Source organism: Jeongeupia naejangsanensis (genome assembly GCF_016865585.1).
Lineage (GTDB): Bacteria > Pseudomonadota > Gammaproteobacteria > Burkholderiales > Chitinibacteraceae > Jeongeupia > Jeongeupia naejangsanensis.
Window position 1 is genome coordinate 60789 of the sequence record NZ_JAESND010000009.1, and the last position, 19601, is coordinate 80389.

A 19601-nucleotide genomic window follows, 5' to 3' on the forward strand; every position below is an offset into this window, starting at 1 on the left:
CCAAGGAGAGCTTCCCGCGCATGGATACCCCCGATTTCGTGCAATGGTGTCGTCAGGCCGCCCCGTACATCCATGCCTTCCGCGGCCGCACCTTCGTGATCGCGCTGGGTGGCGAGGTGGTGCGTGACGGCCGTTTCTCGACGCTGACCTACGACATCAACCTGCTCGCCAGCCTTGGCGTGCGGCTGGTCGTGGTACACGGGGCGCGACCGCAGATCGATGCGCGGGTGCAGGAAAAGGGACTCGAACTCGATTACCACAAGGGCGTGCGCGTTACCGACAGCGTCACGCTCGAATGCGCGATGCAGGCGATCGGCCAGGTCCGCGTCGAAATCGAATCGATGCTGTCGATGGCGATGGCCAATTCGCCGATGGCCAATGCCGACATCCGCGTTTCGGCCGGCAACTTCATTACCGCGCAGCCGATGGGCGTGCGCGACGGTATCGACCTGCAGTACACCGGCGAGGTCCGCAAGGTCGATACCACGGCGCTGAACTACCGGCTCGACGACGGCGAGCTGGTCTTGCTGTCGACGCTGGGCTACTCGCCGACCGGCGAGATCTTCAATCTGACGCTCGAGGACGTCGCGACCAGCGCGGCCGTGGCGCTCAAGGCCGACAAGCTGCTGTTCATGTTCGGCCACGACGGCGTCGTCGATCCGGAGGGCGAGCTGCTGCACGAACTGACGGCGCTCGAAGCAGACCAGTTCCTGGTCGCGAACCCCGAGGTCAACGAAGACATCCGCCTCTATCTGCCGTGTGCGGCGCGCGCGGTGCGGCGCGGCGTGAAACGGGCACACCTGATCAACCACTCGCTCGACGGCGCGTTGCTGATGGAACTGTTCACCCACGACGGCGTCGGTACGATGGTGTCGCGCGAATCGCTGGAAACGCTGCGCGAGGCGACGATCGACGACGTCGGTGGCATGCTGTTGCTGATCGAGCCCCTCGAGGATGCCGGCGTGCTGGTGTTCCGGGGGCGCGAGCTGATCGAGCGGGAAATCCACCGCTACTCGGTGCTCGAACACGACGGCAAGATCATCGGTTGTGTCGCCATCCATCCGTTTGCCGATAGCCGCATGGCCGAAATGGCCTGTCTGGTGATCCATCCGGACTACCGCGACGAGGATCGGGGCGAACAATTGCTGCATCACGTCGAACAGCGCGCGCGTTCGCTCGGCATGACCCGGCTGTTTGCGCTGACGACGCGCACCAGCCACTGGTTCGTCGAACGCGGATTTGCACAGGCTTCGATCGACGATTTACCGATCGAGAAGATGCGCCTTTACAATTACCAGCGCCGCTCCAAGGTTTTCATCAAGTCGCTCAAGGGCTAGGGCCTGCCCGAGGCGGCGATTTCGCTCACAGGGATAGAATGCGGCTGTCCGTTCCGCCTTTCATGCGCAGTTTGCGCGGTCGCTTGCTGACCGCCTGCGCGGTGATCCAGCTTGTCGTGCTGATGATGGTGATGGCCAATACCTCGCGTATCTGGCACGACACGGTACGGCAGGCGCTCGGCGTGCGCATCAATGCGCTGTCGCAGCTGTTCAATGCCACGCTGGCGCCACCGCTGACCCGCAGCACCGCCGAGGCCAAGGCGGTGCTCGACTCGCTGCAGTCGGTCGACGGTATCCGCTATCTGGTGCTGCGGCGTGCCGACGGGACCGTGATTGCCTCGCGGGGCTGGCAGATCGGCGTGCCGCTGCCCGAGGTCGACGTGCTCGACGCCGATCATCCGCTCGGCAAGCAAGTCCATGCCGCGGCGCCGATCAGTGTCGGCGATCAGGCACTGGGGGAGCTGCGCTACGGCGTATCGACCCAGCCGTGGCACTCGCTGATCGGCACGCTGAGCGTACAGAACGCCGCCATTCTCGCTTTCGGTCTGATCTCGACGCTGGTGCTGATGATCTGGCTCATCGTCTGGCTGACGCGGGCGTTGAACCGGCTGGTCGACAGCGCCGCCGATCCGCTGCATTTTTCGCCGTTGCCGGTGCCGGAGGGTAGTGACGAACTGGCGCTGCTGACGCGCCGCTTCAACGGCATGGGCGAGGCCATTCGCGAGCGGTTGCGCGAGCTGGCCGAGGCACGGCGGCGCGGCGAGGCGAATCTGGCGCTGGCCGAGACCGAGCGTGCCCGCCTGACCGCACTGCTGTCGGCGATGCGCTTCGGCGTGCTGTTCGTCGACAACGAGCAGCGCATCGTGTTTCACAATCCCGCGTTTTCCGCGTTGTGGGGCGTACCGTCGACGGGCCTGACCGGCCGGCCGGTCGACGACGTCCTGCGGCAGGCCGCCAATCGGCCACCATTGGTCGATCTGCCGGCGCACTATCGGGGCGAATTGCCGCCGGGGCACGATCGCGTCGATTTTGGCGAGCTGACGATGAATGACGGCCGCATCATCACCCAGCAGGGCTATGGTGTCGCCGAGCGCGACGGCAGTGCCAATGGCCGCGTCTGGCTGTTCGAGGACGTCACCCAGGCACGGCAGCTGGCCGAGCGCATGGTCAACCTCGCCGAACGGGATGCCCTGACCGGACTCTACAACCGGCACCGTTTTCAGGAAGAAATCGAACGGATGGTCGTGGATGCCGAGCGTCGGAACGGCACGACGGCCTTGCTGTATTTCGACCTCGACGAGTTCAAGTACGTCAACGACACCTTCGGCCACGCCAGTGGTGACGAACTGCTCAAGACCATCGCCCGCGAAGTCGGCACCCAGGTCCGTCGGCACGAGTTGCTGGCCCGGCTGGGCGGCGACGAATTCGCCATTCTGCTGCCCGACTGTACGGTATTCGAGGTCGGCAAGCTGGCCGACCGCCTGGTCAGCCGCATCGCCCAACTGCAGTTCTCCACCGACGGCCACGTGCTGCGGCCGTCGACGTCGATCGGCGTTGCCCTGTATCCGCAGCATGCGAACAATGCCGCCGAACTTGTCGCCCACGCCGATGCGGCGATGTACCAGGCCAAGGCGGCCGGCAAGTCGACGTGGCGCATGTACCGTGCCGACTCCGATACCTCGCGCATCGCGCTGACCCGGCTGTCGTGGAAGGAGCGCATCATCAATGCGCTGGAAACCGACGGCTTCGAGCTGCACTTCCAGGGCATCTACCGTACGGCCGATCGCGAACTGGTGCACCTCGAGGCGCTGGTGCGGATGAAGGACGCCAGCGGCGCGCTGATCATGCCCGGCTCGTTCATTCCGCATGCCGAAAAAACCGGCAAGATCGTCGACATCGACCGCTGGGTCATCAAGCGCACGATCGAGCTGCTCGCCGCCCGGCCGAACATGCCGTCGGTGGCGATCAATGTCTCCGGCCGTTCTTTCGACGAGCCCGAGCTGCCGGATTTCATCGGCCGGCTGCTGCGGCTGCACTGCGTCGAGCCGACGCGGCTGCTGGTCGAGCTGACCGAAACCGCAGCGGTGTCCGATATCGGCGAAGCGCAGCGCTTCATCGACGCGCTGCGCGCGACCGGCTGCACGGTCTGCCTTGACGATTTCGGCAACGGTTTCGCCTCGTTCGCCTACCTGAAGCAGCTCAAGGCCGATATCCTGAAAATCGACGGCCTGTTCATCCGCGATCTGCCCAACGACACCGACAGCCAGGTGTTCGTGCGCGGCATGGTGTCGATGGCGCACGATATGGGCAAGACGACGATTGCCGAGTTCGTCGAAAACGAAACGATCTACCGGATGCTGCTCGAGATGGGCGTCGATCTGGTGCAGGGCTATTACCTCGACCTGCCCAACCGCGAGCATCCCGGCCTGTTGCGCGGCCTTGAACGCCGCAAGGAGAATGACGATGTTCCGCAATCCGACTGACGCAGAGGTCCGAGACTTCCTGAGCGGGGTGAAACGCATCGCCGTGGTCGGCCTGTCGCCGAAGCAGGACCGGCCGAGCTTTCGCGTCTCGTACTATCTGCAGGCCGAGGGGTTCACCATCGTGCCGGTGCGGCCGGGCGTCAACGACGTGCTGGGCGAAATTGCCTATCCGACACTGGATGACATTCCCGGCGATATCGATCTGGTCGACGTGTTCCGTCGTGCCGAAGAAGTCGGTGCGGTGGTCGACGCGGCGATCGCCAAGGGCGCGCGTGGCATCTGGATCCAGTCGGGTATCATCAACGAAGAAGCCGCCGAGCGCGCGCGCGACGCCGGGCTGTTCGTCGTGATGGACCGCTGCCTGATGGTCGAGCACGCACGGCTGCTCGGCTGACGCCGCTGGCCGGTCCGATTGTGGCCGCCCCTTAATCCGAACGAATCCCGAACGAATTCCGACTCATGAGCTCACTCCGCTTTACCAAGATGCAGGGCCTCGGCAACGATTTCGTCGTCGTCGATGGTGTGCGCCAGCAGGTCGCGCTCGACGCGGCAACGCTGCGCCGTCTCGGCGACCGCCATTTCGGCGTCGGTTTCGATCAGTTGCTGCTGGTCGAGACATCGAGCACGCCCGGCATCGATTTCCGCTACCGCATCTTCAACGCCGACGGCAGCGAAGTCGAACAGTGCGGCAACGGCGCGCGCTGCTTTGCACGCTTCGTCGTCGATCAGGGTCTGACCGACAAGACCGAGATCGCCGTCGAGACGGCCCGCGGGGTGATCTACCCGCGGCTCGAAGCCGGTGGCGACGTTACCGTCGACATGGGCGCGCCGCGTTTCATTCCGGCCGACATTCCGTTTGTTGCCGAGGCCGACGCGGTGGTTCATCAACTTGACGTCGGCGGTGAAACCGTCGGGATCACCGTCGTATCGATGGGCAACCCGCACGCGGTGCAGGTCGTGTCCGACGTCAACAACGGCGCGGTCGAACGCTTCGGCGCCGCCATCGAAAACCACCCGCGCTTCCCGGCGCGCGTCAACGCCGGCTTCATGCAGGTGCTGGCGCGGGACGAGATCGCGCTGCGCGTGCACGAACGCGGTGCCGGCGAGACGCTGGCCTGCGGTACCGGTGCCTGCGCGGCGGTCGTTGCCGGCATCCGCCGCGGTCTGCTCGATGCAACGGTGCGCGTGCATACGCGTGGCGGCGGCCTGAGCATCAGCTGGGCCGGCGAAGGCCGGCCGGTGCTGATGACCGGCCCGGCCGTCACCGTGTTCGACGGCGTGATCACGCTCTAGGCAGCACGTTTCCCTGTCGTCGTATACCGGGCTGCGTCCCGGGATGGCGGCAGGGCGGCTGTTTAATCAATTCCCAGAAGCAGCGATTCCAATCGAGGAGTACCGATGCAACCGCACGAGATCGTCGCCTGGCTGCAGGCCAATCCCGCATTTTTCGACGATTTTGCCGACGAGATCGCCCAGATCTACGTACCGCACCATCACCACGGGCAGGCGGTGTCGCTGGCCGAACGCCAGCTGGTGACGCTGCGCGAACGCACCCGCAAGCTCGAGTCGCGCATGGGCGCGTTGCTGCAGTTCGGCGAGGAAAACGATGTCACCAGCGAACGGCTGCATCGGCTGACCCTGTCCCTGCTGCGTGCCACCAGTGTCGGCGAAATGCTGGCATCGCTGCGGGCATCGCTGGCCGGCGAATTCGGTCTGGCCAACGTCGCGCTGCGGCTCTGGGGGCTCGACGCCGATGGGGCCGATGCCGGCCTGCCCGAGCTGGCACCGGCCGGCGAGGCCGCACAACGGCTCGCCGAACAGCTGGTGTCGCCGTACTGCGGCGCGCATCTGAGCGACGACCTCCGCGCCTGGTTCGGCGAACGCGGTGCCGAGCTGGCATCGTTCGGGCTGTTCGCGCTGCGCATCGCGGACCGGCCGGTCGGCCTGATGGTGCTCGCCAGCGACGATGCCGAGCGTTTCTACCCGGACATGGGCACGCTGTACCTGAACCGTCTGGCCGAGCTTGTCGCGGCGGCGCTGTCGCGGCATGCGGTGCTGAACGATGCCGAAGCCGCCGTCAGCGATCCGGTCTGAGCCGCCGCGCCATCTCGGCGATTTCGAGCATTTCGATCTCGTCCTGACGGCCGAAGCGGCAAGCCCGCAGACCCGTTCGGCCTATCGCCGCGACCTGCTGGTGCTGGCCGAACTGGCCGGCGATACCGATCTGGCCGGGCTCGAGACCAGAACTGCGCGTGGCTATGTGCGCATGCTTGTCAGCCGGCAACTCTCCGGGCGGAGCGTGGCACGCATGCTGTCGGCGTGGCGCAGTTTCTACCGGGTGATGATGCGCGATCGGGGCTGGACGCAGAATCCGTTCGCCACGGTGCGCGCGCCCAAGGCGCCGAAGCCGCTGCCGGCGGCGTTCGATGTGGCGACGGTCAACGCCGTGATCGACGGGATCGGCGACGACGATGCGATCGACTGCCGCGACCGGGCCATTCTGGAACTGTTGTACTCGTCGGGGCTGCGTGTTGCCGAACTCGCCGGACTGCCGCTGGCGGACATCGATTTCTCTACCGGCTTCGTGCGCGTGCTCGGCAAGGGCGGCAAGACGCGCGAAGTGCCGGTCGGTGCCTCCGCGATCGAAGCGATCCGGCGCTGGCTGCTGTTGCGACCGCAATACGCGTCGGTCGGGGTCGCCACTCTGTTCGTCAGCATTCGCGGTACGCCGATGACGACACGCGCAGTCGAATACCGGCTGCGCCACTGGCAGCGCAAACTGGGCCTGAGTGAACGGCTTTATCCGCACAAGATGCGCCATAGCGTTGCCAGCCATCTGCTCCAGCGCAGCCACGACCTGCGCGCGGTACAGGAGTTCCTCGGCCACGCCAACCTCAGCACGACGCAGGTCTACACCCACCTCGACTTCGAACACCTGAAGGAAGGCTATCTGAAGGCCCACCCGCGCGCGAAGCGAAGCGGAGATGACGACAGCGACGCTTGAACGCCTTGGCTTGTTGCTGCCGTTCTAACCTGAACACGGCTTAGTTGCGGCCTCATTCCAGCGGCAGCTCCTCGTACGCCGTACAGAGCAAAATACGCCAGCCGTCGTTGCCGCGCAGCAGGTTGCAGGTCGTGTGAAACCGCCATGAAGGCAGCTCGCCGGTGCGTTCGATTGTTCACTGTAAGTCGACAACGGCATGATCCGGTCCTTGGGCGAGAAATGCCGAAGGGGCAAACCGGGCGTCAACATAGCCGTTGTTCCGGTATTGCCTGCACAAGACCGTCATATTAGGCAGGAGCGGCCAGCAAAGGACGGTGGTCCGGCGGGAGACTTGCCAGAACAGGCTTTCAACAAAAGCGACGTTAATGCAGTTCCTGACTTCGATGCTGCCCGATGCATAGGCACGACCGACAAAGTCGAAAAGTATCTGAGTCCCGTCGGCATAGGCGCTGTGCTGCATTGGCATGCATAGATCACCCCATCTCTTTTGTACGCTTTCTTTTGTTGTAATTTAAAAATCATGGCCTACGGTGACTGTTCGACAGATTGCCTGTCGAAAAACCAAACCATGAGGATGAATGCCATGCCGTCGATTAATCAGTTCGCTTATGTACCCAATAGCACCTACTACCAATTCGCCTACGGCGGATCCATCCCGAACATGGCAATCGTCAACCTGCCGTCCGATGCAAATCTGGCGCGCTGGACGATGCTGAATGACGGTCAGCATTACCGTTTTTACTGCTTCAAGGGCAGCACGAACGACACCCTTTATCAGGCTGCTTTCAATCCGGCCACCGGAAACTATGAATATGGCTTTCAGTCCATTCCGGAACTGAAAATCACCGGCGCGCCAGCAGATGCCGATGCAAGCAGCGTGTCCATGCTTTATGACGGGAGCACCAACACCTACCGCCTGTATTTGCGTCGTTTGGGTGATGCTACGGTGCTGTATCAGTTCGGCTTCAACCCCGCCACCAATCATTACGAGTACGGCCACAACTCGATCCCGGTGCTGCATGTGACCGGTGCACCGGCAGATACCGACTTTCATCGTTGGTCCATGCTGTTCGATGGCAGCGTCTACCGTTTGTACGCATTCAAGGTGGGCAGCGTGAACAGCTTCTACCAGTTTGGTTACAACCCGCAGACGCAAACTTATCAGTACGGCCATGAGTCGATCCCCGTGCTGAATCTGGAAGGCACGCCGTCAAACAGCAATCTGACGAGCATGGCGCTGCTGTACGGTCAGGGTGATTACCGTTTTTACTTCCAGACTCTGTAAACACTGGCGCTGGTAGTCATGAAAACGACGAAGCGGCCCACAGGCCGCTTCGTCGTTGATTTCCGCAGATTCTACACGTCACTAGCTGCACCAAATCAGGCCATTCCATAGTGATCGCGCTGGGGGGCTTTCAAACCGGATGCAGCCGTGACTGTTTTTGTCGAGTTCGCTCCAGTGTTTAGCGGCTCTGGCAGTCCGCTTTGGCAGCCAGCTCCGGAAAGCAGTGTCGCGATGTTCGAAAGGACTCGGCGATGGTTTTCGGTGAGCCGTGCACGGTGTGGTCCTGCAACCCGCGCTCAGCCGGGCTGGTACTCGAACAGGTCGTAGCCCATCTGCTGCTCGACCAGTTTGGTGGCGCGCAACCGCAGTACGCCGTTGCCGGTATCGACCGCCAGCTCGCGTAGCGGGGCGTAGGTCCCCTTGGATGCTGCCAGTTGCGCGGCCTGCTTGAGGACGGTGATTTCGGGAATCAGTAGCGCCGGCTGGGCCGGAACGTTTTCCCTCGGACCGGCCGCGCGCACCATCGCCGGTGTCGGCTGGGCACTCATCACCTGCAGGCCCATGTCGATGCCGCCGTCGTCGCGCTGCTGCAACCAGCGGACCGAGGCGATCATCCAGGGTTCGTCGGCGCTGGCCCGCAGCGCGACGATTTCGCCGGCGCGGGCCAGTTCGGCCGGCATCGCGTCACCGCGTACCGCGTAGCCGCCCGGGCTCTCGTTGACGATGCGCCACTGGCTGATTTTCGGCGATACGGTGCCGGTGTCGATCTGGCCGGCGCTGGTGGTGTGTACGGTGGCGGCGAGACCGAGACAAAGCTCGATGCGCGTATCGGCGAGGATGCGCTGGAACAGGCGTTTCGGCGCGATGCTCCATTGCCGGCTGACGCGACGGAGGATTTCCATCCACATCAGCACCTTGGCACGGTCGTGCGCCAGTGGAGCCTTGGCTTCGAGCGCATGCAGCGCGCGATACAGCTTCTTGCCGAGTTCGATCGTATCGATGAGCAGTGCGGCGCCGTCGATCCCGTCGGTGTTGCGCGCGCCGATGTAACGCGGCGCGCTGTCCTGGTCAAGCCGGACCAGAAAGAAGCCGGCCGCGGCGCTGAGCTTGGACGGGGACTGGAAGCGGATCAGCGGCGCGTAGCTGTCGACGAGTTCGATGACCTTGTCGAGTTCGTCCTGTGCATAGCGCGACGGGTCGGCCAAGGCCAGCAACAGCATGCGCTTGTAGTACAGATTGCTGCTGGTCTGGTGATCGTCGTTGCCTTCCTCGAGCAGCTTGTGTTCACCGGCATGACGGAACAGCTGGTGCGTCTCGCGCCAGAAACCGGCCGGCATCGCCATATAGGTCCGGCTGGCCAGCCGCAGCTGCTGGTAGTGCGTCTGCATGGTCCGCTGGATCACTTGCGCGGCCAGGCGCTGGTTGCCGAACAGGCTTCGTTTTTCCAGCCGGTCGATCAGGGTTCGCTTGTAGCCGGTGGCCAGCTCCTGCCACAGCGCGCGCATCAGCTGCGCGGCCTGGCGGGCGCGTTCCGCCATCGGCAGCCCCGGTACGCGATACAGGCTTTCCAGCCCGCCAGCGAGCAGGTCGATGGCCGTGCCGTACTGCTCGAGCAGCGCGAAGCGTTCGTCCGGCGCGATGCGGACACGGTTGCAGCTGGCGAGTGCGTCGAGCACCTGGCGGCCTGCGTCCTGCACCTGCGACATCGGCAGGCGGATCAGCCAGTCGCGCAACTTGGCGGGGTCGCGCTCGACGATGGGGTCGAGGCGGGGATCGAAATCGGGGAGGGCGAGCGTCAGCATCATCAGGCCAGCGGCAGGTCCTGGGTGTGATCGCCGCTCGCGAGCGCGGCGTCGAGTGCGGCGAGCGCGCCATCGGCCAGCAGCCGGGCTTCGTCGTCGCTCATCACGTACGGCGGCATGAAATAGACGGTATTGCCGATCGGCCTGACCAGCAGGCGCTGTTCGAGCGCGGCGGCAAAATAGCGTTGGGCAAAGCCGGCACCGGCGTCCGAAACATCGAAAGCCCAGATCATGCCGGTCCGGCGGAAATGGGTGACGTTCGGATGCGCACGCAGCGGCACGAAAAGCGCATCCCAGCGCTCGGCCTTGGCGTGGTTGGTCGCGATGACGTCGTCGGTCTCGAAAATGTCGAGCACCGCGTTCGCTGCGGCACAGGCCAGCGGATTGCCGGTGTACGAGTGCGAATGCAGGAAGCCGCGCGATACGTCGTCGTGATAGAAGGCCTGGTAGAGCGTATCGCTGCACAGCACGCACGCCAGCGGCAGGAAGCCGCCGGTAATGCCTTTGGACAGGCACATCAGGTCCGGCTGCACACCGGCGCCCTGGCTGGCGAACATGCTGCCGCTGCGGCCGAAACCGACGGCGATTTCATCGGCGATCAGCAGGACGTGGTGCCGGTCGCAGGCGGCACGCGCCAGTTGAAGGTAGCGCGGCGAATGCATCGCCATGCCGGCGGCGCCCTGAACCAGCGGCTCGACGATCAGCGCGGCGATTTCGCCATGATGCCGCGCCAGCAGGTGCTCGAGCCGGCTGGCGGCGCGATCGACGACGTCGTCCGCGCTTTCGCCCGGCAGCGCGCGGCGCGGATCGGGGCTCGGCGCGACGAAGTGCTGGCCGATCAGCGGGGCGTATGCGTCGCGGAATACCGGGACGTCGGTGACGGCCAGCGCGCCAGCGGTTTCGCCGTGATAGCTGCCTTCGAGATAAACAAATCGGTGCTTGGCCGGATGGCCGACATTGCGCCAGTAGTGGGCGGCCATCTTCAACGCGATTTCGACCGCCGACGCACCGTCGGAGCCGTAGAAGGCATGACCGAGACCGGTGAGTGCGCCAAGCCGTTCGGACAGCCTGACGACCGGTTCGTGGGTGAAGCCCGCGAGCATCACGTGTTCGAGTTCGTCGAGCTGGGTCTTGATCGCGGCCTTGATCCGCGGTTCGCCATGACCGAACAGGTTGACCCACCAGCTCGATACCGTGTCGAGATAGCGCCGGCCATCCGCATCGACCAGCCATGCGCCTTCGCCACGGGTGATCGGTATCAGCGGCAGCGCCTCGTGTCGCTTCATCTGGGTGCAGGGGTGCCAGACGGCGGCAAGGCTGCGGGCGAGCAGGTCGGAATTGGCCATGGGAAAACTTGCAGGTTTGGAATGTCATTGTAGCCGCATCCGCGTGCCGGAAGCGCCGGTATGGCTGCCGCTGTGGCCTTCTTGCGTCGTCATGGCCAAGCAGAGCAGAGGCAAGGTTTTCTTACGGCCGTAGACCGTTTTCGCCGCTCGGCAGAGCGATGGCCAGATTTTTTTCGCCCTCGCTGTCATATCCAGGGGCCTTGTCCGACTCTGATTGGGAGAGACGCAATTGCGGCTCCCTTTCAACTCTCTGGAGAACGATCATGGAAAAGAAACATTTGCTGGTTGCATCGGCGCTGGCCGCGGTCCTCGGCGCAACGATGTCGGCGCCGACATTTGCTGCGGACAAGGAGAAGTGTTTTGGCGTTGCCAAGGCAGGCCAGAACGACTGCAAGGGCAACAGCCATTCGTGCGCCGGTCAGGCCAGCAAGGACATGGACCCGGCTGAATGGAAGTTCGTCCCGGCAGGCACGTGCGCCAAGATGGGCGGCTCGCTGAAAGCAATGTAAACGAGTGGCTGACAAAACCGGGGCGGGTGGCGCGGTGCTGGCCGGGTGTCCCTGCAGTCCGAACGGCGTCTGCGTGCCTTGTCTGCATGCGTTTCTCCGGGGCCTGTCAGCTGCTTCTTGCGCTACAACGGGGCCGGGTCCGTCCGACCGGCTCGCTGGAAGATGAGATGAGTACATTACCCCACTCCGTTTTGCCGCCTGCCGCAGGGCTGGGGCTGCGATCGCCGCATGTCGCCGACGTGCTGTCGCAGCGTCCCGATGTCGCCTGGTGGGAAGTGCATAGCGAGAACTATTTCGGTGGTGGTCTGTCGATTGCCCAGCTCGAGGCCGTGCGTGCCGATTACCCGGTCAGTCTGCATGGTGTCGGTCTGGGGCTGGGCAGCGCCGAGCCGCTCGATCCGGCGCATCTGGCGCAGCTGAAGGCGCTGGTCGCGCGGATCGAGCCGGCCATGGTGTCGGAACACCTGTGCTGGAACCGCGCGGCCGGGCGCTTTTTCAATGACTTGCTGCCGGTGCCGCGGATCGAAGGTGCGCTGGCGCTGCTGGCTGACCGCATCGACGCGGTCCAGACCGCGCTGGGCCGGCGCATCCTGATCGAAAACGTCTCGAGCTACATTGCCTACGACGACGAAAGCTATGGCGAGGCAGAGCTGCTGGCCGCGCTGGTCGGGCGGACCGGCTGTGGCGTGCTGCTCGATGTCAACAATCTGTATGTCAACGCGCTCAATCTTGGGGTCGATCCGCTGGCCGAGATGGCCTGCCTGCCGGTTGATTGTGTCGGTGAAATTCATGTCGCGGGTTTCGAAGTCCTCGACGGTGTGGTGATCGATACCCACGGCACATCGGTCAGCGCACCGGTGTGGGCCTTGCTCGACGCCGCGCTGGCGCGGTTCGGGCCGCAGCCGGTGCTGCTCGAGCGCGACACCCATCTGCCGCCGCTGGCCGAATTGCTCGACGAGTACCGGGCGCTGACGGCGCGGGTCGAAGCCAGGAGCGAGGTCTTCGCATGCTGAGCTATGCCGACACGCTGGCCGAATTCGCCGCCGGCCTGGTGGACGACGCGTTCGAGCCAGGCTGCCTGACTGCGGCAAGCCGGGGCAATCTGGCGCTGTATCGCAACAATGTCCGGCTGAACCGGGTCGACGCGCTGGAAAACGCATTTCCGACCGTGGCGGCGCTGGTCGGGCGCGACTGGTTCCGGGCGATGGCGCGCGCCTACGTGATCGCGATGCCGGCTGCGTCGGCGAACCTGCACGACGACGGTGCGGCACTGGCCGGTTTTCTTGACGGCTTCGCGCCGGCTGCGGACTTGCCTTACCTCGCCGACGTCGCGCGTTTCGACTGGGCGCGCCACCGCGCGTGGTATGCCCCCGATTCGGCGCCGCTGGATCGGGCGCGGCTTGCGGCGCTGGATGAGGGCGGCTTTGGGCGCTGCACGCTCGGATTCGATCCGGCGCTGGCACTGGTTGTTTCATCGCGCTGGCCGATCGCCGACATCGCGGCCATGCACGAAGGTGGCGCATCGGCCGACCCGGATGCCGGCGGGCAGGCGGTGCTGGTCTGGCGCGAAGGCTGGCGGGCGGTCGAGCTGCACGAAGCCGGATGGCTGAGCGCATTGCTGGCCGGATCGCCGGTCGGTGACGCGTTGTCCGGTGCCGAGGGTGAGCCCGAACTGCTGCTGGCATGGCTGTTCGGCCACGGGCTGATCCGCAATCTCGAGGAGAACGAATGATGACGATACTGGCCAGACTGGGCTGCATTTACGGTTGGGGCGAGTCGCAGGTCGCGAAACTGGCGCCGTTGCTGGCGCTGGCTGCCCGCTTGTACGTGGCCAGGGCTTTTTTCCTGTCCGGGCTGACCAAGATCCGCGACTGGGACACGACCCTGCTGCTGTTTACCGAGGAATACCACGTCCCGATTCTCGCGCCTGCGGTCGCGGCACCGCTGGCGACGGCGGGCGAGCTGGTGCTGCCGGTGCTGCTGGTGCTCGGCCTGTTCGGCCGGTTTGCCGCGGCGGGCCTGTTCGTCGTCAACATCGTCGCGGTGATTTCGTACCCGGATCTGGGCGCTGCGGAGATCAAGGATCACGTGCTCTGGGGCGTGATGCTCGTCTATCTGGTGGTTCACGGCTGCGGCGCGTGGTCGCTCGACCGGTTCTGGCAGCGGCGCTACACGAAGTAGGCGTCTGCGGCAGCGCCATTCAATGCCGCGCTTTTGAGGAGTTCATCAGATGAAAATGTTGCTCACGGTCGAGTTTCCGATCGAACCCTTCAATTCGCTGGTCAGAAGCGGCAAGGTGGGTGAGGTGATCGGGCGTATCCTTGAAACGATCAAACCCGAGGCCGCGTACTTCACCGAACAGGACGGCAAGCGCGGCGGCTTCTTTGTCGTGGACGTGCCCAGCGCGTCGGCGGTGCCGTCGCTGGCCGAGCCTTTTTTCCTCAACTTCGATGCCTGTTGCAAGTTCCGCATCCTGATGACGCCGGCCGATCTGCAGCAGGCCGGACTGGAGCAACTGGGCAAAACGTGGGGGTAAGTCTCGACGTACCGGAGTCGGGCGGCTGGCCTTGCGAGTCCGCCCACCCTCATCAGGACACGCATTTGAATACAAGCCGCGCGCAGGACGGGATTCACGACGACGCTTATCTGGTCGGGCTGCGCCGCGACCTGTTCCGCTTCGCGCGTCTGCAGTTGCGCGATGAAGCCGCCGCCGAGGATGCGGTGCAGGAGGCCATGACGGCGGCCTGGTTGCAGGCTGACGGTTTTGCCGGCCAGTCCGAACACAAGACCTGGGTGTTCGGCATCCTGCGGCACAAGATCATCGACGCGATGCGGCAGCGGCAGCGGCTGGTGAATCTGGCCGATCTGGGCAGCGAGCGTGACGACGACGCGCAGCTCGACGCCTTGCTGTTCGATGCCGGCGGCCACTGGGACAAACCCGTCAAGCCAAGGGCGTGGCCCGACCCGCAGACGCTGCTGGCGCAGCGCCAGTTCTGGCGCCTGTTCGAGGCCTGTCTCGAACATTTGCCGGAGCAGTACGGCCGCGTGTTCATGGCACGGGAGTTTCTCGGGCTGGAAATGGAGGAAATCTGCGGCGAGTTCGAAGTGACCGCCAATCACTGCAGCGTGCTGCTTTACCGTGCCCGGTTGCGGCTGCGCACCTGTCTGTCTGAAAAAGGCTTCTCGGCGGAGGACGACCATGGCCAACTGTAAGACCGTCTCGAAGTTGCTGTCCGACGCGCTCGATCGTCCGCTATCGCCGCACGAGTGGCTGGTGGTGCACGCCCACTTGCCGATCTGTTCCGGATGCCGCAACTTCCGTCGCCAAGTGCAGATGCTGAAGCAGGCCGGTGACCGGTTGCGCGGTGGCCGGCTCCCCGAGGCTCCCCCGGCCGACGACTGAGCTGCCTTCCGGCCTGGCCAACTCCCGTTTCGCCTTGCTGGAGTCCGGCGCGCGGACTAGAACGCGACGTGTGCCGCGCCGCGGCCGGACTCTCGAGGAGTACATCATGCACGTGCAAGCGTACCTGACCTTCAACGGCCGTTGCGACGAAGCGCTGGCCTTCTATCAGCAGGCGATCGGCGCGAAGGTGGGCATGCTGATGCGCAACAAGGATGCACCACCGGGATCGGGCTGCGACGGTCTGGACGAGGTGTGGCTGAACAAGGTGATGCACTGCGACTTTACCGTCGGCGATTCGCAGCTGATGGGGTCGGACGGGATGCCCGGTTCGCCGCCGCAGGCGATGAGCGGCTGTACGCTGTCGATTGCCACCAGCGATCTCGAGCAGGGGCGCAGGATGTTCGATGCGCTGGCCGATGGCGGGAACGTGCAGATGCCGTATCAGCAGACGTTCTGGGCCAGAGGCTTCGGGATGCTGACCGACCGGTTCGGGATCAACTGGATGGTCAACTGCGAATAGCGGTTGCGCCGGGTCAGATGTGGCCGGACTGCTGCCGGTAGATCTGTGCCAGCTCGCTCAGCAGGTGCTCGGGTGTATCGCCGAGCTCGCGAGCCTTGGCCACGATCCGCGACATCACCGCGCTTTTCAGTTTGACCAGTGCCATACGGCGCGCCTTGGCGGCCTGCTCGGCACGGTCTTCGGGGCTGACCGTGGCCGGTGACGTGGCGAACAACAGCGACGGATGGTCGCCATCCTTGATGCCGTCGGGGAGTTTGAAGTTCATGGCTGCGATTCTAGTCGGCTTGTGTGACCAAAGGATGATGTTTCTTACAAGATAGCCTAAAACGCGGCCGAGCGGCGATGCCCAGTAAGCAATTAATTTGTTAACAAATTGTGCAGCCCCGTCTCCGGCGCTTGCGGCCAGGGATTCAGCCGGCTGCAGCCGCTGGCAGCGCCAGACGGCGGCGCAGCCAGCGTAGCGGTGCACCGACCACGGGCAGCTTCTGCAGCAGCTCCTCGGCGGCATCCCAGTAGTCGCGGTGCACGGTGATCCGGCCCCGGTCATCGAAACGGAAATGGGTGCCGCCATGCACGCGGTAGGGGCGACCGCGAAAGCCGAAGTCGAAATCCCAGGTCACGAAGGCCTGCGTTCCCTGCTGCAACCGCGTGACGATGCGAAAGTGCGGCTGTTCGAGCGTCGCGAACATGTGCGCGTACAGCCGGGTGATGTCGTGATGGCCTTGCAGCTCGTTGAACGGGTCCTTGAAATACGCGTCGGCCGCATAGAACTGCGCAATCCGGTCCAGACCGGCCGGCGTCAGTCCGGCGTACCAGTCGAGCAGCGCGTCGAGATCAGGACTCATGGGCGACCATCCTTTGCAGCAGGGCCAGACGCGGCCGTTGCGGCAACAGCCGCAGCAGCTTCATCAGCAGGGTGAAACGGCGGGGAAAGTGGATTTCGAAGCGGCCGCGCGCAATGCCGCTCAGGATGCGGGCGGCGGCCTGTTCGGGGGTCTGCAGTGCCGGCATGGTGAAGTCGTTCTTGTCGGTCAGCGGCGTTTTGACGAAGCCCGGGTTGACCAGATACACCCCCAGCCCGTGCCGGTGCAGGTCGCAGTACAGCAGCTCGGCCAGATTGATCAGCGCCGCCTTGGTCGGCCCGTAGACGGTGGCGCCGGGCAGGCCGACGTAACCGGCCACGCTGGCGATCAGCGCAATGCCGCCGTGCCGGCTGGCGAGCATCGCCGGCACGATCAGCTCCAGCCCGTAGTAGACACCGGCAAGGTTGATTTCGAGCGTACGGCGGGCCGGGCCGGCGGCGATCTGCCAGCTGCGTTCGGGCCGGTAGTCTGCGGCGCAGAAGACCACCAGATCCGGCATGCCCCAGTGCAGCAACAAGGTGTGCCAGCCGGTTGCCCATGCCTGCGGGTCGGTGACGTCGAGCGGCAGCACGAGTGCGGCCGGATTCTGCGCGGCGAGCCTTTCAAGTTTGTCGGCGCGACGGGCCGACAGCGCGACACGGGCGCCGGCGGCCAGCAGCCTGCGCACCAGCGCCGCGCCGATGCCGCTCGATCCGCCGATCACCCAGACGGTCTGCCCGGTCCAGGCCGCGAAGCGGGGATTCAGCGGTCCGAACATGGCGGCGCCTCCCCGCAGCGCTTGCGGAAGAACAGCGTGACCTGACCGAGTTCGATGCCGAACTTGCGCATGCTGGCCCGGTTGATCAGCGTGCGGTCGTCGGCAAGGAACATCCAGTCGTCGAAGTCGACCTCGTACTCGCTGCCGTCGACCGGCAGTCGCAGCCGGTAGCGCCAGTGCAGCGCATTGCCGGCCAGATCGCCAACGGCTTCGCCGATCACGTCGTCGGCGCGGCCGCGCCAGCGGCCGGGGCCGTCCGGTGTCAGCGTCCAGATGCGCTGTTGCCGGCTGCCGTCGCTGTAGACGAAGCGCTCGTCCAGGATCAGCCGGTCGCCGTCGCGGCGGCCGTCGATGTCGACCTTGAAGCGTTTGATGACTTCGCCGTCGCGCTTCTGGAACATGCCCCATGCCTCGGTACGGCCGGTGAAATAGTGGGCCGGATCGAAGACCGGTGTCTGCTGGCGGTACGTTTCGATATCCGGTGCCGCGCAGGCGCCGAGCCACAGCGCGGCCAACAGGCTGCAGACCGTTTTCATCGCATCTTCCCCATGGGCAGGCGCGCCAGCCAGCGCTGCAAGGTCAGGAAGGCCAGCAGTTTCAGCGCGCAGGGCAGGCCGGCGTAGACGAGTGCCAGCGCCGTGCCCCCCGCTGGGCCACCCCGGTTGCCGCCGTGGTAGCCGAGCGCGGCCAGCAGCGGCAGTGCCAGCCCGGACAGCGCCAGCGCGAGTTTGCCGAGCAGGCTCCAGACGCCGTAGTAGGTGCCCGGTGCATCACCGAGTGGAATGATCCGCGCCAGCAGCACCGGCGGCAGCGCCAGATCGGCGCCGAACGCCAGCCCCGACAGCACGCAGACCGCCAGATAGGCCCAGACCTGCCCCGGCTGCAGCAGCACCGCCCAGACGAAGCCGGCCATGCCGGCGAGCATGCCGGCCTGCCACGCGCGGGCGACGCCGATGCGGCGGCACAGCCGTGTCCAGCCCGGCAGGCCGGCTGCGCCGGCGACGAAATAGGCCGACAGGAAGACGCCGGACCACGCCGGTGCCATCAGGCGGTCGCGAATGAAGAACAGTGCCAGCGTGGCCGGGATCGCCACCGCCACGGCATTGATGAAGTAGGGCCAGAGCAGACCGCGGAACACCGGAAGCGCCAGCGCATGCCGCCAGCCACCCCGGGCCGGACCGGCTGGTTGACCCATCGACGGCGCCGCGCGCAACAGCAGGCCGAGTCCGATGGCCAGCAGCAGCGCGAAGACCAGCGAAAACAGCTGCCACCAGCGTGCCTGATCCGGGTTGGTCAGCGTTGCACCGTAGCCGGCGAAGGCGCTTGCCAGCAGGACCCCGACGAGCCCCGCGCCTTCGCGCCAGGCGGCCGCAGCGGTCTGGCTGGCTGGCGCCAGCGTTGCGCCCCAGGCCAGATAGGCGATGTTGATGAAGCCGTGCGCGGTACAGGCGAGGACCAGCATTGTGCCCAGCCACCATGCCAGGGCCCCGTCGACGACCTGCGGTGCCCACAGTCCGGCAAAGCCGGTCGCCAGCAGCAGGCCGCTCGCGGCGAGCCAGCGGTGCAGGTGCCGGCGCCGCACCAGATGGTCGACCCACTGGCCCAGCCACGGGTCCTGCAGCATGTCGATCAGCCGGGCGGCGAACAGCACCGTGCCGGTGATCGCCAGCGGCAGCCCCAGCTGCTGGCTGTAATAGGCCGGTGCAAGCACGTAGACCGGCAGCGCCGCCATCGCCAGCGGCAGTCCGAGCAGGCCGTAGGGCAGCAGCGGGTTCATGGCTGCAGGCCCAGCAGTTGCCGCCGCAGCCCGGCGTCGCGGCTGTCCGGCGCCAGCCAGATGCGGAAGAAGGCCCGGGCGAACTCGGGGTCGGCAATGCCGGCAAGCCGGCGGTCGCGCGCGTAGAAACGGCAGCCGTAGCCGGGCAGATAGACGCCGGTCAGCTCGTCGCCGGGGGCGACGTCTATGAAGGCCTGTTCCAGCTGGCTGCGCCAGCGGCCCAGCGTGGCGGCATCGACCGGCCTTGCGGCCAGACGCTGCATCTCGTCGAGGCTGGTGTCGACCAGACGGGACCGGCTGATCGAACGGTGATAGGTCAGCTGCAGGGCGAACGGCGTGCCGTCGTCGCGCAGCGGGCCGGCGCTCCAAAGCCTTGCCGTGTACACGCGCCAGCCCAGCCAGGTGAAGTCGCCCTGGCCCTGCAGTGCCGCCTGCGGCAATGCCTCGCGCCACGACTGCGCCGCCGCGGCAGGGCCGAGCAGCGCCAGCACGAGCAGCAGCGCGGTTTTCATCGT

Annotated in this window: 24 protein-coding genes; 15 read left to right on the forward strand and 9 right to left on the reverse strand. The window is 65.3% G+C overall.

Going from position 1 to position 19601, the window contains the following annotated elements:
• The first annotated feature begins 20 nt into the window (after positions 1 to 20).
• The 6 genes from argA (at position 21) to JMJ54_RS15520 (ending at position 6824) form a co-directional block, all read left to right on the forward strand.
• Entirely contained in the window at positions 21 to 1337 is a 1317-nt protein-coding gene (gene argA / locus JMJ54_RS15495) for an amino-acid N-acetyltransferase (RefSeq protein WP_203539463.1), read from the forward strand.
• Positions 1338 to 1399: 62 nt separating this feature from the next.
• Positions 1400 to 3820, forward strand: coding sequence for a putative bifunctional diguanylate cyclase/phosphodiesterase (locus JMJ54_RS15500; RefSeq protein ID WP_203539464.1), 2421 nt, complete (start codon positions 1400 to 1402; stop codon positions 3818 to 3820).
• Positions 3801 to 4214: a CoA-binding protein gene (locus JMJ54_RS15505; protein ID WP_203539465.1), complete on the forward strand. Its 414-nt coding sequence runs from the start codon at positions 3801 to 3803 to the stop codon at positions 4212 to 4214. The genes JMJ54_RS15500 and JMJ54_RS15505 overlap by 20 nt, the downstream gene beginning before the upstream one ends.
• A 65-nt stretch (positions 4215 to 4279) precedes the next feature.
• Positions 4280 to 5113 (forward strand): diaminopimelate epimerase, encoded by an 834-nt coding sequence (gene dapF / locus JMJ54_RS15510; protein WP_203539466.1) that lies wholly within the window; start codon positions 4280 to 4282, stop codon positions 5111 to 5113.
• 105 nt (positions 5114 to 5218) lie between these two features.
• The gene (locus tag JMJ54_RS15515) at positions 5219 to 5914 is read left to right on the forward strand and encodes a DUF484 family protein (RefSeq protein ID WP_203539467.1); all 696 of its coding nucleotides are present in this window, start codon (positions 5219 to 5221) and stop codon (positions 5912 to 5914) included.
• Positions 5883 to 6824, forward strand: coding sequence for a tyrosine recombinase XerC (locus JMJ54_RS15520; RefSeq protein WP_203539468.1), 942 nt, complete (start codon positions 5883 to 5885; stop codon positions 6822 to 6824). The genes JMJ54_RS15515 and JMJ54_RS15520 overlap by 32 nt, the downstream gene beginning before the upstream one ends.
• A gap of 175 nt (positions 6825 to 6999) precedes the next feature.
• On the opposite strand, the gene JMJ54_RS15525 is transcribed toward JMJ54_RS15520, so the two are convergent.
• Positions 7000 to 7290 (reverse strand): DUF7674 family protein, encoded by a 291-nt coding sequence (locus JMJ54_RS15525; protein ID WP_203539469.1) that lies wholly within the window; start codon positions 7288 to 7290, stop codon positions 7000 to 7002.
• A gap of 117 nt (positions 7291 to 7407) precedes the next feature.
• Between JMJ54_RS15525 and JMJ54_RS15530 the strand changes: the two genes are divergently transcribed.
• On the forward strand, positions 7408 to 8109 hold the full coding sequence (locus JMJ54_RS15530) for a hypothetical protein (protein WP_203539470.1): 702 nt from the start codon (positions 7408 to 7410) through the stop codon (positions 8107 to 8109).
• Positions 8110 to 8405: 296 nt separating this feature from the next.
• Here JMJ54_RS15530 and JMJ54_RS15535 read toward each other — a convergent pair whose 3' ends face one another.
• A complete protein-coding gene (locus JMJ54_RS15535) occupies positions 8406 to 9914 on the reverse strand; it encodes a cyclic-di-GMP receptor FimW-related protein (protein WP_203539471.1) in 1509 nt (502 codons plus the stop codon).
• Positions 9914 to 11257, reverse strand: coding sequence for an adenosylmethionine--8-amino-7-oxononanoate transaminase (locus tag JMJ54_RS15540; protein WP_203539472.1), 1344 nt, complete (start codon positions 11255 to 11257; stop codon positions 9914 to 9916). Before JMJ54_RS15540 ends, JMJ54_RS15535 begins: the two co-directional genes overlap by 1 nt.
• Positions 11258 to 11520: 263 nt before the next feature.
• Here JMJ54_RS15540 and JMJ54_RS15545 point away from each other — a divergent pair, with 263 nt between their 5' ends.
• The 8 genes from JMJ54_RS15545 (at position 11521) to JMJ54_RS15580 (ending at position 15689) form a co-directional block, all read left to right on the forward strand.
• Complete coding sequence (locus JMJ54_RS15545; RefSeq protein WP_203539473.1) at positions 11521 to 11766, forward strand: BufA1 family periplasmic bufferin-type metallophore; 246 nt, start codon at positions 11521 to 11523, stop codon at positions 11764 to 11766.
• Between the two features lie 167 nt (positions 11767 to 11933).
• On the forward strand, positions 11934 to 12779 hold the full coding sequence (bufB, locus tag JMJ54_RS15550; RefSeq protein WP_203539474.1) for an MNIO family bufferin maturase: 846 nt from the start codon (positions 11934 to 11936) through the stop codon (positions 12777 to 12779).
• A complete protein-coding gene (locus JMJ54_RS15555; protein ID WP_203539475.1) occupies positions 12773 to 13498 on the forward strand; it encodes an HvfC/BufC N-terminal domain-containing protein in 726 nt (241 codons plus the stop codon). The genes bufB and JMJ54_RS15555 overlap by 7 nt, the downstream gene beginning before the upstream one ends.
• Positions 13495 to 13947, forward strand: coding sequence for a DoxX family protein (locus JMJ54_RS15560; protein ID WP_203539476.1), 453 nt, complete (start codon positions 13495 to 13497; stop codon positions 13945 to 13947). The genes JMJ54_RS15555 and JMJ54_RS15560 overlap by 4 nt, the downstream gene beginning before the upstream one ends.
• A gap of 49 nt (positions 13948 to 13996) precedes the next feature.
• A complete protein-coding gene (locus JMJ54_RS15565; protein WP_203539477.1) occupies positions 13997 to 14302 on the forward strand; it encodes a panthothenate synthetase in 306 nt (101 codons plus the stop codon).
• Between the two features lie 65 nt (positions 14303 to 14367).
• Positions 14368 to 14979, forward strand: coding sequence for a sigma-70 family RNA polymerase sigma factor (locus tag JMJ54_RS15570; protein WP_203539478.1), 612 nt, complete (start codon positions 14368 to 14370; stop codon positions 14977 to 14979).
• Positions 14966 to 15169: a zf-HC2 domain-containing protein gene (locus JMJ54_RS15575; protein ID WP_203539479.1), complete on the forward strand. Its 204-nt coding sequence runs from the start codon at positions 14966 to 14968 to the stop codon at positions 15167 to 15169. Before JMJ54_RS15570 ends, JMJ54_RS15575 begins: the two co-directional genes overlap by 14 nt.
• A 106-nt stretch (positions 15170 to 15275) precedes the next feature.
• On the forward strand, positions 15276 to 15689 hold the full coding sequence (locus JMJ54_RS15580; RefSeq protein WP_203539480.1) for a VOC family protein: 414 nt from the start codon (positions 15276 to 15278) through the stop codon (positions 15687 to 15689).
• Between the two features lie 13 nt (positions 15690 to 15702).
• Here the strand turns inward: JMJ54_RS15580 and JMJ54_RS15585 are convergent, their stop codons facing one another.
• The 6 genes from JMJ54_RS15585 to JMJ54_RS15610 all read right to left on the reverse strand — a co-directional run bounded on the left by JMJ54_RS15585 (position 15703) and on the right by JMJ54_RS15610 (position 19598).
• A complete protein-coding gene (locus tag JMJ54_RS15585) occupies positions 15703 to 15954 on the reverse strand; it encodes a hypothetical protein (protein ID WP_203539481.1) in 252 nt (83 codons plus the stop codon).
• Positions 15955 to 16099: 145 nt separating this feature from the next.
• A complete protein-coding gene (locus tag JMJ54_RS15590) occupies positions 16100 to 16534 on the reverse strand; it encodes a nuclear transport factor 2 family protein (protein WP_203539482.1) in 435 nt (144 codons plus the stop codon).
• Positions 16524 to 17309: an SDR family NAD(P)-dependent oxidoreductase gene (locus tag JMJ54_RS15595; RefSeq protein WP_203539483.1), complete on the reverse strand. Its 786-nt coding sequence runs from the start codon at positions 17307 to 17309 to the stop codon at positions 16524 to 16526. The genes JMJ54_RS15590 and JMJ54_RS15595 overlap by 11 nt, the downstream gene beginning before the upstream one ends.
• Positions 17294 to 17845, reverse strand: a complete 552-nt coding sequence (locus JMJ54_RS15600) for a DUF3833 domain-containing protein (protein WP_203539484.1) — start codon at positions 17843 to 17845, stop codon at positions 17294 to 17296. Before JMJ54_RS15600 ends, JMJ54_RS15595 begins: the two co-directional genes overlap by 16 nt.
• Positions 17842 to 19086, reverse strand: a complete 1245-nt coding sequence (locus JMJ54_RS15605) for an MFS transporter (RefSeq protein WP_203539485.1) — start codon at positions 19084 to 19086, stop codon at positions 17842 to 17844. The genes JMJ54_RS15600 and JMJ54_RS15605 overlap by 4 nt, the downstream gene beginning before the upstream one ends.
• Entirely contained in the window at positions 19083 to 19598 is a 516-nt protein-coding gene (locus JMJ54_RS15610) for a chalcone isomerase family protein (protein ID WP_203539486.1), read from the reverse strand. The genes JMJ54_RS15605 and JMJ54_RS15610 overlap by 4 nt, the downstream gene beginning before the upstream one ends.
• Positions 19599 to 19601: the final 3 nt, after the last annotated feature.